The organism is Streptomyces sp. NPDC041784, from assembly GCF_055591025.1.
Map to the genome: position 1 here is coordinate 106,366 of NZ_JBVJAB010000007.1, position 12,438 is coordinate 118,803.

General features: G+C 72.6%; 11 protein-coding genes and 2 pseudogenes. 11 read left to right on the plus strand and 2 right to left on the minus strand.

What is annotated here, in order from left to right; translation table 11 throughout:
- The first annotated feature begins 5 nt into the window (after nucleotides 1–5).
- Nucleotides 6–1,007 (plus strand): Acg family FMN-binding oxidoreductase, encoded by a 1,002-nt coding sequence (locus tag ACZ6D7_RS17060; RefSeq protein WP_469491038.1) that lies wholly within the window; start codon nucleotides 6–8, stop codon nucleotides 1,005–1,007.
- Between the two features lie 129 nt (nucleotides 1,008–1,136).
- Here ACZ6D7_RS17060 and ACZ6D7_RS17065 read toward each other — a convergent pair whose 3' ends face one another.
- The gene (locus ACZ6D7_RS17065) at nucleotides 1,137–1,781 is read right to left on the minus strand and encodes a CBS domain-containing protein (protein WP_469491040.1); all 645 of its coding nucleotides are present in this window, start codon (nucleotides 1,779–1,781) and stop codon (nucleotides 1,137–1,139) included.
- A 38-nt stretch (nucleotides 1,782–1,819) separates the two neighbouring features.
- On the minus strand, nucleotides 1,820–2,284 hold the full coding sequence (locus tag ACZ6D7_RS17070; RefSeq protein ID WP_469491042.1) for a Crp/Fnr family transcriptional regulator: 465 nt from the start codon (nucleotides 2,282–2,284) through the stop codon (nucleotides 1,820–1,822).
- A gap of 241 nt (nucleotides 2,285–2,525) precedes the next feature.
- Here ACZ6D7_RS17070 and pflB point away from each other — a divergent pair, with 241 nt between their 5' ends.
- The 10 genes and pseudogenes from pflB (at nucleotide 2,526) to ACZ6D7_RS17120 (ending at nucleotide 12,315) form a co-directional block, all read left to right on the plus strand.
- Nucleotides 2,526–4,784, plus strand: coding sequence for a formate C-acetyltransferase (gene pflB, locus ACZ6D7_RS17075; protein WP_469491044.1), 2,259 nt, complete (start codon nucleotides 2,526–2,528; stop codon nucleotides 4,782–4,784).
- 5 nt (nucleotides 4,785–4,789) lie between these two features.
- Nucleotides 4,790–5,527, plus strand: a complete 738-nt coding sequence (gene pflA / locus ACZ6D7_RS17080; protein ID WP_469491546.1) for a pyruvate formate-lyase-activating protein — start codon at nucleotides 4,790–4,792, stop codon at nucleotides 5,525–5,527.
- 145 nt (nucleotides 5,528–5,672) lie between these two features.
- Entirely contained in the window at nucleotides 5,673–6,587 is a 915-nt protein-coding gene (locus tag ACZ6D7_RS17085; protein ID WP_469491047.1) for a universal stress protein, read from the plus strand.
- A 130-nt stretch (nucleotides 6,588–6,717) separates the two neighbouring features.
- A complete protein-coding gene (locus ACZ6D7_RS17090) occupies nucleotides 6,718–7,623 on the plus strand; it encodes a universal stress protein (RefSeq protein ID WP_469491049.1) in 906 nt (301 codons plus the stop codon).
- Nucleotides 7,624–7,647: 24 nt separating this feature from the next.
- Entirely contained in the window at nucleotides 7,648–8,670 is a 1,023-nt protein-coding gene (locus ACZ6D7_RS17095; RefSeq protein WP_469491051.1) for a zinc-dependent alcohol dehydrogenase, read from the plus strand.
- A 5-nt stretch (nucleotides 8,671–8,675) separates the two neighbouring features.
- The gene (locus tag ACZ6D7_RS17100; RefSeq protein ID WP_469491055.1) at nucleotides 8,676–9,548 is read left to right on the plus strand and encodes a universal stress protein; all 873 of its coding nucleotides are present in this window, start codon (nucleotides 8,676–8,678) and stop codon (nucleotides 9,546–9,548) included.
- A 105-nt stretch (nucleotides 9,549–9,653) separates the two neighbouring features.
- Nucleotides 9,654–9,938 (plus strand): annotated as a pseudogene (locus tag ACZ6D7_RS17105) (GNAT family N-acetyltransferase); the annotation flags it as partial.
- Between the two features lie 55 nt (nucleotides 9,939–9,993).
- A pseudogene (locus tag ACZ6D7_RS17110) lies at nucleotides 9,994–10,317 on the plus strand (flavodoxin domain-containing protein); the annotation flags it as partial.
- 218 nt (nucleotides 10,318–10,535) lie between these two features.
- The gene (locus ACZ6D7_RS17115) at nucleotides 10,536–11,606 is read left to right on the plus strand and encodes a zinc-dependent alcohol dehydrogenase family protein (protein ID WP_469491057.1); all 1,071 of its coding nucleotides are present in this window, start codon (nucleotides 10,536–10,538) and stop codon (nucleotides 11,604–11,606) included.
- 19 nt (nucleotides 11,607–11,625) lie between these two features.
- Nucleotides 11,626–12,315 carry a helix-turn-helix domain-containing protein gene (locus ACZ6D7_RS17120; RefSeq protein ID WP_469491058.1) on the plus strand — a complete coding sequence of 230 codons (690 nt, stop codon included), beginning with the start codon at nucleotides 11,626–11,628 and terminating at the stop codon, nucleotides 12,313–12,315.
- Nucleotides 12,316–12,438: the final 123 nt, after the last annotated feature.

Below are 12,438 nucleotides of genomic sequence, written 5' to 3' on the forward strand. Positions count from 1 at the left end.
ATGCCATGGCATCGCGACTCGACGAGAAGACGGTGGCGAGGCTGGTGGCCGAGGCCACGGCGGCGCCGTCCATGCACAACGCGCAGCCGTGGCGGTTCCGCTTCGTGACCGGCGGGCGTCTCGTGCTGCTGTACGCGGACCCGGAGCGGGCCATGCCGCGCTCGGATCCCGGCAACCGGGCGTTGCACATCGGCTGCGGAGCGGCGCTGTTCAATCTGCGCGTGGCCGCCGCCCATGAGGGCTTCGTCCCGGAGACGCGACTGCTGCCCGGTCCCGGTCCCGGTCCGCGGGACTCGCTGCTGCTCGCGTCCGTCCACCTGTTCGACCCGGCGGGGCGAGTCCCGGACGACGACCTGGCGCGGCTGTGTCCGGGGATCCGGCAGCGGCACACGAGCCGACACCCCTTCGCCGAGAAGGACGTCCCCGACGACGTACAGGCCGCCCTGTGCGAGGCCGCGGCGCGGGAAGGGGCCCAGCTGCTGTTCCCCGGCCCCTGGCATGCCGAGACCGTCCTCGACCTCGTCCGTGACGCCGAGAGCCGGGATGTCATGGACGCCGGCGCCAACGTGGACCTGGTGCGCTGGACAAGGCTCGGACCGGAGGCGGACGCCGCCGTCGACGGCGTCCCCGAGTACGCCTTCGGCCCCCGCAAACGGGACGGCAGGGCTCCCGTACGGGACTTCGTCGGGCGTCGGCAGGTGGCCGACCGCGGCACCACCACCTTCGAACACACCCCGCACCTGGCTCTGCTCAGCACACCCGGCGACGGCCCCGCCGACTGGCTGCGCGCGGGGCAGGCACTGGAGCGCGTCCTGCTGGAGGCCACCCTGGCCGGCCTGGCCACCTCCCTGAGCTCCCACGCCCTGGAGGACCGCGAGCTGCGCCTGCTGGCCCGCGACCCCGGGGCGGGCACCGGCCAGGTGCAGATGGTGCTGCGACTCGGCTACGGCCCGCGAGGGGCGGCCACGCCCCGCCGCCCGGTGGCGGAGGTGCTCGACATCGTGTGACGGGTGCCATGGCGCCATGGCACCCGTCACCGCGCCGAGGCCCGAGGCGCGGTGACGTCACGCGCGCTCGGGCGGCGACGGCCCTCCCGCGACTCAAGGCGACGGCCCTCCCGCGACTCAACCCGCGAGTCAACCCGCGACATGAGCGGTGCCCAGGTCGAATTCCACGTCCACGACGCCCTCGACGGCACGGGACAGACGTGCCGCCACCGGTACCAGCGAGGTGTCCCGGATCCGGCCGGTGAGCCGCACGACTCCGTCCGTCACGCTCACGCGGACGGCCGGCTTCGGTGGCGGGAAGAGGTGGGCCACGACCTCACGCCGTACCTCCTCGGCGATCTCCTCGTCGTCACGGAGGAAGACCTTGAGCAGGTCGGCGCGGCTGACGACGCCCTCGAGCAGACCCAGGGCATTGACCACGGGAAGCCGCTTCACCTTCGACCGGGCCATGGTGCGAGCCGCCTGGGCGAGGGTGGCGTCGGCGCGGACGGTGAGGGCGGGGGAGGTCATCAGCTGCTCGGCGGTCAGCGCACCCGCCTTCTCCAGGTCGGAGAGGCCGGGGAAGTCGGGATCCTTGTCGCGGAACTGCTCCTTGGCCAGCAGGTCCGCCTCGGAGACCACGCCGACGACCCGGCCTTCGCCCTCGATCACGGGCAGGGCGCTGATCTTCCACTCCTGCATCAGCCGGACGATGTCCTTGAAGGCCGCCCCGCGGCCGACCGCGGCGACCGTGTGGGTCATGACATCGCTGACGATGTACGGCGTTCCGTGCATGGCCGTTCCTCCGTCGTTCATCCAGGGGGCCGGCGGATTCAGACGACGCTGCCGGCGCCGTACGGGGCGTACAGGTCCAACAGGCGTGTCCTGGCCGAGCGGAGGCGGTGGGCGAGGACCTGCCCCACCCATTCGCTGACGTCCCGGCCCAGGTCCGGGTCGTCCCGGCACAGGGACCGGACCGCCGCGCCGTCGAACTCGTAGGCCCGCACGGGTGTCGTCGTCCCGGCGCCCAGGTGCCACATGTGCGGCGGGAAGAGCCAGGACCAGCCGACCAGTTCGTTGTGGCCCAGGTTCTCGATCACGGCGGGCCGACGGCCGGGGATGCGCATGTCGAGCTCGATGCTGCCGGTGCGGATGATCCAGAACCGGTCGGCGCGGGAGCCCTCCTCGAACAGGCGGGTTCCTTGGGGAAAGGACACGTCCCGGGCGAAGTGCATCAGCCGCTCGCGATGTTCGGCGGTCAGCGAGCGCAGCATGGTGGGCGTGGGGGAAGCGTTCATGGCGTGCCTCCGCGAGGAGTGTGGGACCTTCCACGGCCAGGGTGTGCCGCGTCCCCCGAGCGGGACAGGGGCCACCCGGTCCATCGATCGGGCCGTTCGGGGTACCAGGGGCCGATCGGCCGGTGTGGGAGGGACCGGTGGCCGCCCGCGGTGCGCCGACGGACCCTCCCGGCGGCCGAGGCGGGCGAGAAGGATCGGCGGTGCAGGAAGAGCATCCGTGCGGACTGAGGAGAGACCGGCGATGACGGTAACGGTGACGGCTGGACCCCGGACGCCGCAGGCATGGCGGGGCTTCGCCGGCGCACGCTGGCGGGGGAGTGTCGACGTGCGTGACTTCATCCAGGCGAACTACACGCCGTACGAGGGTGACTCGGGCTTCCTGGCCGGGCCCACCGAGCGGACGCGTGCCGTGTGGGGGAAGGTGAGTTCCCTGTTCCCCGAGGAGCGGCGCCGGGGCATCCTCGACGTCGACCCGGGCAACCCGTCCACGATCACCTCGCACCGGCCGGGCTTCATCGACCGGGACCGCGAACTGATCGTCGGCCTCCAGACCGACGCCCCGCTGCGGCGGGCGATCATGCCCAACGGCGGGCTGCGGATGGTGGAGAACGGGCTGAAGGCGTACGGCTACCAGGTCGACCCGTTCGTCACGCGCGTCTTCGGGACCTACCGCAAGACGCACAACGACGGTGTCTTCGACGCGTACACGCCCGAGATGCGCGCCGCCCGCAAGGCCGGGATCATCACCGGGCTGCCGGACGCCTACGGCCGGGGCCGGATCATCGGCGACTACCGGCGCGTCGCGCTCTACGGCACCGACCGGCTGACCGAGGCCAAGCGGGCCGACAAGGCCCGGCTGGACGCCCGGCCCTCCACCCCGGACGTCATCCGGGACCGCGAGGAACTCGCCGAGCAGATAAGGGCGTTGGGAGAGCTGACGCGCATGGCGGCCGGCTACGGCTGCGACGTCACCCGCCCCGCCGTCACCGCCCACGAGGCCGTGCAGTGGCTCTACCTCGGCTTCCTGGCGGCGGTGAAGGAGCAGAACGGCGCCGCGATGTCGCTGGGCCGCACCTCCACGTTCCTGGACGTCTACCTCCAGCGGGACCTGGACGAGGGGATCCTCGACGAGACCCGCGCCCAGGAACTGATCGACGACTTCGTGATCAAGCTGCGGATCGTCCGGTTCCTGCGCACCCCCGAGTACGACGCCCTGTTCTCCGGCGACCCGACCTGGGTGACCGAGTCCATCGGCGGCATCGGTACCGACGGCCGGACGCTGGTCACCCGCACCTCCTTCCGCTTCCTGCAGACCCTGTACAACCTCGGCCCGGCCCCCGAGCCCAACCTGACCGTGCTGTGGTCGCCCCGACTCCCCTCGGGCTTCAAGCGGTTCTGCGCACAGGTCTCCGTCGACACGAGCGCGATCCAGTACGAGTCCGACGATCTGACGCGCCCGCGCACCGGCGACGACACCGCGATCGCCTGCTGTGTGTCGGCGATGGCGGTGGGCCGGCAGATGCAGTTCTTCGGAGCGCGGGTCAACCTGGCCAAGGCGCTGCTCTACGCCGTCAACGGCGGCCGGGACGAGATGACCGGCGAGCAGATCGCCCCCGAGGCGCCGGCCCTGACCGGGAAGTACCTGGACTACGACGCGTTGTCGTCGGCGTACGACCGGATGCTGGACTGGCTGGCGGCCACCTACGTCGACGCGCTGAACGTCATCCACTACATGCACGACAAGTACGCCTACGAACGCATCGAGATGGCCCTGCACGACTACCCCGTGCACCGGTTCATGGCCTGCGGCATCGCGGGCCTGTCGGTGGCGGCGGACAGCCTCTCCGCCGTCAAGCACGCCCGCGTGAAGGTCGTCAGGGACGAGACCGGGCTGGCCGTCGATTACGAGGTCGAGGGCGAGTTCCCGGCGTACGGCAACAACGACGACCGGGCGGACGCCCTCGCCGTCGGCCTGGTCGAGTCCTTCATGGCCAAGGTGCGCCGCCACCCCACGTACCGCGACGCCGAGCACACCCAGTCGGTCCTGACGATCACCTCCAACGTGGTCTACGGCAAGCACACCGGCAACACCCCCGACGGCCGGCGGGCCGGCGAGCCCTTCGCGCCCGGCGCCAACCCGATGAACGGCCGCGACCGGCACGGCGTGGCCGCCTCCGCCCTCTCGGTCGCCAAGCTGCCGTACGAACAGGCCCGCGACGGGATCTCGCTGACCACGACGATCACCCCCGAGGGACTGGGCCACGACCCCGCCGAGCGCGCGGCTCACCTGGCCGGGATCCTGGACGCGTACATGGCCTCCGGCGGCTTCCACATGAACGTGAACGTCCTGGACCGGGCCACCCTGGAGGACGCCATGGAGCACCCGGAGAAGTATCCGGAGCTGACGGTCCGGGTCTCCGGCTACGCCGTCAACTTCGTCCGGCTGACCCGTGAGCAGCAGCTCGACGTGATCAGCCGCACCTTCCACGGATCGCTGTGAGCACGATGGTCACGATGGGGAAGGGCCGGATCCACTCCTGGGACCTGTCCACCGGCGTGGACGGTCCCGGGACCCGGTTCGTGCTCTTCGTCAGCGGCTGCCCGCTGCGCTGCCTGTACTGCGCCAACCCCGACACCTGGCACATGCGCGACGGCCGCGAGGCCACGGTGGACGAGGTGACGGCCGAGATCGAGAAGTACCGGGCCTTCGTCACCACGGCCGGCGGCGGGGTCACCGTCACGGGCGGCGAGCCCCTGCTCCAGTCCGACTTCACCGCCGCCGTGCTCCATCGCTGCAAGGAGCTCGGACTGCACACCGCGCTCGACACCTCCGGCTTCCTCGGCGCCCGCGCCGACGACACCCTGCTGGCCGACACCGACCTGGTGCTCCTGGACATCAAGTCCTTCGACATCGGCACCTACCGCAAGCTGACCGGCGGCGCTCTGGCCCCCACCCTCGGCTTCGCCACCCGCCTGGACCGGCTGGGCGTCCCCGTGTGGATCCGCTACGTCCTGGTCCCCGGCTGGACCGACGACGAGAGTGCCGTGGACGGCCTGGGCGCGTTTCTGGCCGGGCTGGGCAACGTCGACCGGGTGGACGTCCTGCCGTTCCACAAGCTCGGCGCGCACAAGTACGAGGCCCTCGGCATCCCCTTCCCGCTGAAGGACACCCCGGTGCCCGACCGCCACCTCGTCGAGCGGGTGCGGGAGCAGTTCCGCGAGCACGGGCTGCGGGCGGTGTGAGACGGCGGCCCGGGGACGCCGACTGACACGGCGTCAAGGGCCGCTTCCGGGGGGCCGATCGGCCCCCCGCAGGGACCTCCGGCCCCTACTGGCCGAGGTGTTGGGGCTCGGAGACTAGCGGTGCAACCCCGAAGGAGGTCCGCACATGTCCACCGTCACCGTCGGTCTCGACGGCTCGCCCGAAAGTCTCGCCGCCGCAGACTGGGCCGCCCGCGAAGCAGCACAACGAGAGGCGCTCCTGCGCCTCGTCCGTGCCGAGGACCCGCTGGGGCCCCTCTACGCCCCGCTCGGCGGCCTTCCGGCGCCGGGCGCGATCGACGCACAACGTGAGTGGGCCACCGACCTGCTCCACAAGGCCGAGTCCCGGCTCGCGGGGCGCCACCCCGGTCTGCGGATCACCACCACGCTCACCGGGGAACAGGCCGTCCCCGCACTGCTCGCCGCCGCCGAGGACAGCGACCTGCTGGTCCTGGGCTCCCGGGGCCTCGGCACGGTCGCCGGGTTCCTGGTCGGCTCCGTGGCCCAGGCCGTCGTGGCACGCGCCGAACACCCCGTCGTCCTCGTACGGGCCGGTGAGCGCGCCGAGGACGAGCATCTGCCGGACGCCATGGGCGCCGGAACGACCGTCACGCCGTACCGCGACGTCGTGCTGGGGCTGGACCTGGAGAACCCGGGCGAGGCCGTCATCGAGTTCGCCTTCGCGGCCGCCCGGCGGCGCGCGGCCGGCCTGCGGGTGGTCCATGGCTGGAACCCGGCGGCCGTCTACGGCTACGGCGCCGTCCTGGACGCGGGGCTCAACGCGGAACTGGCCCAGGAAGCACGGAACGGGCTGAGCGACGTCCTGCGCCCCTGGAAGGACAAGTTCCCCGGGGTGGAGGTACGGGAGCAGGCCGTGATCGGCGGCGCCGGACGTCATCTCGTGCACGCCTCACGGGACGCGGCGCTCGTCGTCGTCGGCCGGCGCGACCGCCGCGCGCCGGTCGGTGGCCGTGTCGGCCCGGTGACGCACGCCGTGCTGCAACACGCGTTCGCACCGGTCGCGGTGGTACCGCACGACTGAGCGCCGTGAGGCGCCGGTCCACCGCCGGCGGTGGACCGTCCGGTCCCGATCCGGGACCAGTGGCCCCTGCCCGAGGAACTCCCCGAACACGACGCTGGAATCAGATCCCTCGCCCCAGGAGGTGGAGATCATGCTCCGCACCATCACCGTAGGTCTCGACGGCTCGCAGGAGAGCAGGGCCGCCGCGGAATGGGCCGCTCGCGAAGCCAAGCTGCGCGGCCTGCCCCTGAAGATCGTCCATGTCTGGGAGCCGGTACCGGAGCCCATGGCGCAGGCCCCGCTCCTGGGAGCCGAGACCCAGCAGCACTGGACCGAGCGGATCCCTCGCGAGGCGGCCGAGGGCATCGGCCTGCGCCACCCCGGCGTCGAGGTGACCAGGGAGCAGCTCTCCGGTCACCCGGGCGACGCACTGGCCGCGGCGGCGAAGAGCGCCGAGCTGCTCGTCCTGGGCTCGCGCGGCCTCGGCGGACTCGGCGGGTTTATGGTCGGTTCTGTGGGTTTGTCCGTCGTCGCGCATGCCGACCATCCCGTGGTGCTGGTGCGCGCCCTGGAGCAGGCCGCCGACGAGCACGAGATGGACCCGGCGGGTGTGCCGTCCGCGGCGACGCCGTTCCGGCCCGTGGTGCTCGGACTCGACATCGAGCACCCGGACGAGACGCTGATCGAGTTCGCCTTCGAGGCCGCCGAGCGCCGCGCCACCTCCCTGCGCGTCGTTCACGGCTGGAACCCGCCGCCCTACTACGCGTACGGCACGCCCGCCAATCCCGCCCTGCACGAGGCACTGGCCCTGAGCGACGCCGAGGCCCTGGACCAGGTCCTGGCTCCCTGGCGGAAGAAGTTCCCGGACGTGGAGGTCGTGCGGGAGTCCCGGTACGGCAGCCCCTCGGTCCACCTCGTCGACGCCTCCCACGAGGCATCCCTGGTCGTCGTGGGCCGACGCATCCGCCGCAGCCCCTTCGGTGCCCACATCGGCCACGTCACCCACGCGGTCCTGCACCACTCCACCGCCCCGGTCGCCGTCGTCCCGCACGGCTGACCCACTCCCAAGGAGACGAGACCCATGAAGGCAGCGGTCGTACGAGCGTTCGGCGAACCCCTGGTCATCGAGGAGCGCCCCGAACCCGAGCCCGGCCCCGGTCAGGTCCGCATCCGCGTCGAGGCCTCCGGACTGTGCCACACCGACATCCACGCCGCGCACGGCGACTGGCCGGTCAAGCCGAACCCGCCCTTCGTGCCGGGCCACGAGGGAGTCGGCCTGGTCGGCGCCCTCGGCGACGGCGTCACCCACCTCGCCGTCGGGCAGCGCGTCGCCGTGCCCTGGCTCGGCAAGGCCTGCGGGCGGTGCGAGCACTGCCTGTCCGGCTGGGAGACGCTGTGCGAGCGGCAGATCAACACCGGCTACGGCTGCGACGGCGGGTACGCCGAGAAGATGCTGGCCTGGGCCGACTTCGCCCAGCCGGTGCCGGACGGCATCACCCCCTTCGACGCCGCCCCGCTCACCTGCGCCGGCGTCACCACGTACAAGGCCCTGAAGGTCGCCGAGGTGAAGCCGACGCAGCTCGTCGCGATCTCCGGCGTCGGCGGGCTCGGCCATCTCGCCGTGCAGTACGCGAAGATCGCCGGCGCCACCGTCGCCGCGATCGACGTCACCGACGAGAAGCTCGACCTCGCCGCCGAACTCGGGGCGGACATCCTGATCGACGCCCGCAAGGACGACGTCGGAGCGGTGCTCAAGCGGCACGGCGGCGCCCACGCCGCGATCGCCCTCGCCGTGAACGAGGCCGCGTTCGCCGCCGTCAACTCCGGTCTGCGGCGCGGCGGCAAGCTCGTCATGGTCGCGCTTCCGGCCCACGGCACCGTCCAGGTGCCGATCTTCGACACCGTCCTGAACGGCACCTCCGTGATCGGCTCCATCGTCGGCACCCGTCAGGACCTCGCGGAGGTCTTCCAGCTCCACGCGGCCGGCCGGACCGAGGTCATCTACGAGACCCGCTCCCTGGCCTCGGTCAACGAGTCCATCGACGAGGTGCTGCGCGGCCAGGTCAAGGCCCGGATCGTCTTCGACCTGGGCGCGGGACGGTGAGACCGATGGCCCTCCCGATCGTCGTCGGCGTGGACGGCTCCGAGCCGAGCCTGCGCGCCGTCGACTGGGCCGCCGACGAGGCGGCCCTGCGCGGGACCCCGCTGCGGGTCGTGTACGCCTCCCTCTGGGAGCGCTACGAGGGCACCGCTCTCGCCGACGACCTCGGCAAACCGTGGGAGGAGGTACGGGCGGACGACATCGTGGGCACCGCCGTACGGCGCGCCCTGAGCCGCCGGCCGGACCTCGGGGTCGTCTCCGACGTGCTTCCCGAGGAACCGGAGTACGCGCTGGTGCGGGAGGGCCGAGGCGCCTCCGCGCTGGTCCTCGGCACCCGCGGCCGCAGCGGTCTCGCCGAGATGCTGCTCGGGTCCGTCAGCCTCACCGTGGCCGCGCACGCGGACTGCCCGGTCGTCGTGGTGCGCGGCAGCCACGACAACCGGGTCGGTTCGCCGGCCCACGGCCGCGTCGTGGTGGGCGTCGGTGAGCAGGGGCAGAACTCCGCGGCGACGCGATTCGCCTTCCAGGAGGCGCGGCTGCGCGCCGTACCCCTGGACGCCGTACGGGCATGGCGATGCCCCGCACACGAGAGCGTGCACCATCCGCTGCTCGCCGGCGAACCCGCGCGCCTGTACGAGGAACACGCCGTCGAGGCCCTGGAAGCGGCGCTGAAGGACGCCCCGACCGACGTCGACGTGCGGCGTCGCACCGTCGAGGGATCCGCTCGCGGCGTCCTCCTGGGCGCCTCCCACGACGCCGGGCTGCTGGTGGTCGGTGCCCGCCGCGACCCCGGGCACCGCGGGCTCCAACTGGGCCGTGTCGCGCACGGGGTCCTGCACCACGCCGCGTGCCCCGTCGCGATCGTGCCCGAGCGGGTGTGAGCGTGCGGGCCGATCGGCCCCCGTTGCACCCCGGACGGCCCCTGTGATCCCCCCGGGCTCCGTCGGACGATCGAAGTGTCGAGAGGCATGGAGGAGATCTGCGATGTGACGGACGACCTGATCGACCGACCCTCGGTCCACGCGCTGCTCGCGGACGGCACCACCGTGTGCATCCGGCCGGTGCTGCCGGGCGACCACGGACAGGTGCGGGGGTTCTACGAGGAGATGTCGCAGGAGAACCTCCGCCTGCGGTTCTTCTCCGCGAGCAGGCGCTCGGCCGCCCTGGCCGCCGACCGGGCCTGCGCCCTGGCACGCCCCGGCTACCGAGCCCTGCTGGCCGAGGCGGACGGCCGCGTGATCGGCCTCGCCGAGTACGACACCGGCGGGGAGAAACACGGCGGGGAGAAGCACGGCGGGGAGAAGTACGACGCCGTCGTGGTCGGCGGCCGGACGCTGGCAGAAGGACGCGCGCCGATTCGTCCGCCGTCACCGCCGTCCGCTCGCAGAGCGCCCGGTCTGGTTCTTCAGCAGCGGCCCGCTCGACGCCTCGGCCTCCGAACGGGACATCCCGCCCGTGCGCGGTGTACGGCGGGCGATGACACGGCTGGACCTCCGGGCGCACGTCACCTTCGGGGGCTGCCTGGAGGACGGCGCCAAGGGGCGCGTGGCCGGGATGATCGTGCGCTCCGGAAAGGGCGGCGACTTCCGGGACTTCCACGTGATCGAGACCTGGGCGGCCGGTGTCGCCCACGAGCTGACGCGGGCGTGACGCGGGCGTACGAGCAGGACTCCTGACGCCGTGCGGCGGTGCGTACGGGCGAGATCGTCCGGGCCATGGGGACCGGACGGCCCGTGCGCCGGACGTCATCAGCGCACAAGCTGGATCTGCGGGGCCATTCCGGTACCGACGTCGGCGCCGGTCCGCGGGAGACGGTGAGCACCGCCGGCCCCGGGTTCCGCACCGGAGCGAGGAGGGTGAGGAAGGACATGAAAGGCTTCGTCTTCCACGGTCCCGGGCAGTCCGCCTGGCAGGACGTCCCGGACCCCGCCGTCAAGGACCCCACCGACGCCATCGTGCGCGTCGACGCCGTCACCATCTGCGGCACCGACCTGCACATCCTCAAGGGTGACGTGCCCGAGGTGCGCCCGGGCACGGTCCTGGGCCACGAGGCCGTGGGCGAGATCGTGGAGATCGGCGGCGACGTCCGGACCGTCCGTCCGGGCGACCGCGTGCTGGTCTCCTGCATCAGCCCCTGCGGCCGCTGCCGCTTCTGCCGCGAGAGCGCCTACGGCCAGTGCCGGGGCGGCGGGGGCTGGATCCTCGGCCACCTGATCGACGGCACCCAGGCCGAGTACGTCCGCGTCCCCTACGCCGATCTGTCCGTGCACGCGCTGCCCGGCGCGGTGGAGAGCAAGGACGCCGTCCTGCTGGCGGACATCTTCCCGACCGCCTACGAGGTGGGCGTCCTCAACGGGCGTGTGCGACCGGGAGACACCGTCGCCGTCGTCGGAGTCGGCCCCATCGGCCTCGCGGCGATCGCCACGGCGCGCCTGTTCGCGCCCGAGCGGATCGTCGCCGTCGACCTGGCCGCGTCCCGGCTGGAGGCCGCCCGGCGGCTCGGCGCCGACGCCGTGGCCGACGCCCGCGAGGAGCCCGAGCAACTGATCGCGGACCTCACCGACGGGCTCGGCGCGGACGTCGTCATCGAGGCGGTCGGCGTGCCGGAGAGCTTCGAACTCTGCACACGCATGGTGCGCCCCGGCGGCCACGTGGCCAACGTCGGCGTCCACGGCAAGCCCGCCACCCTGCACCTGGAAGACCTGTGGATCAAGAACGTGACCATCACCACGGGGCTGGTGGACACCCACTCCACCCCCACCTTGCTGCGCATGGCCGCCGCCGGCCGGCTGCCCACCGCCCAGCTGGTCACCCACACCTTCCCGCTGGACCACATGGAGGAGGCGTACCACGTCTTCGCCGGGGCCGCCGACACCGGCGCGCTCAAGGTGGTGCTCGGCGAGCAGTCGCACGAGGAGGTCGCCGTCCGGGCGACCTGAGGAGAGGACGTGACGGGTCATGGCCGAACGGAAACAGGCGAACGTGACGGAGACTCCGCCCTCGGGAGACCTGGGCCGCCGGCTCGCCGCACGCCGCCACCAACTCGGGCTGACCCGAGGGGAGACGGCCGCCCGCGCCGGCATGGCCTCCAGCTATCTGGCGCACCTGGAGCAGCACCCCGGTGCCGCACCGGGCCGGGGCGCACTGCTCAGCCTGGCGGGCGCGCTGCGGACCACCGTCTCGGCGCTGGCCGGAGGCGAGGCCGAACGGCCGCCCGGTCCCGGACAGGCCGGGCCCGCTCCCGAGTTCACCGAGCTGAGCAGGACCGAGTGCGAGGCCCTGCTCTCGACCCACGGCGTGGGACGGCTCGCGGTGCCCACGGCCCAGGCGCCGCTCGTCGTCCCGGTCAACTACAGCGTCGTCGACGGCGCGATCGTCTTCCGGACCGCACACGGTGCGACACCGTCGCTGGCCGCCGGCTGCCCGGTCGCCTTCGAGGTCGACCGCATCGACGACACCTTCAGCAACGGCTGGAGCGTGCTGGTGCGCGGACACGCGCGCATGGTGACGGACGTCGGCGAGACGCATCGTCTCGCCGAACGGGCGCACAGCACACCCTGGGCCGGGGGCCGGCGCGACCTGTGGGTCCGGATCGATCCGTACGCCGTCACGGGCCGCCGGATCGCGGTCCGCACCAGGTCGGGCTAGCACCGTTGCAGTACTAGGGGGTGTCTTGTGGATCAGGTCGGCTCCCATCAGCGGGGCCCTTTCAGCGCGGCCGGGCGGGGTCTGGTGCGTGCAGTTGCAAGGCGGAGGAGGGCGTCAACGCGA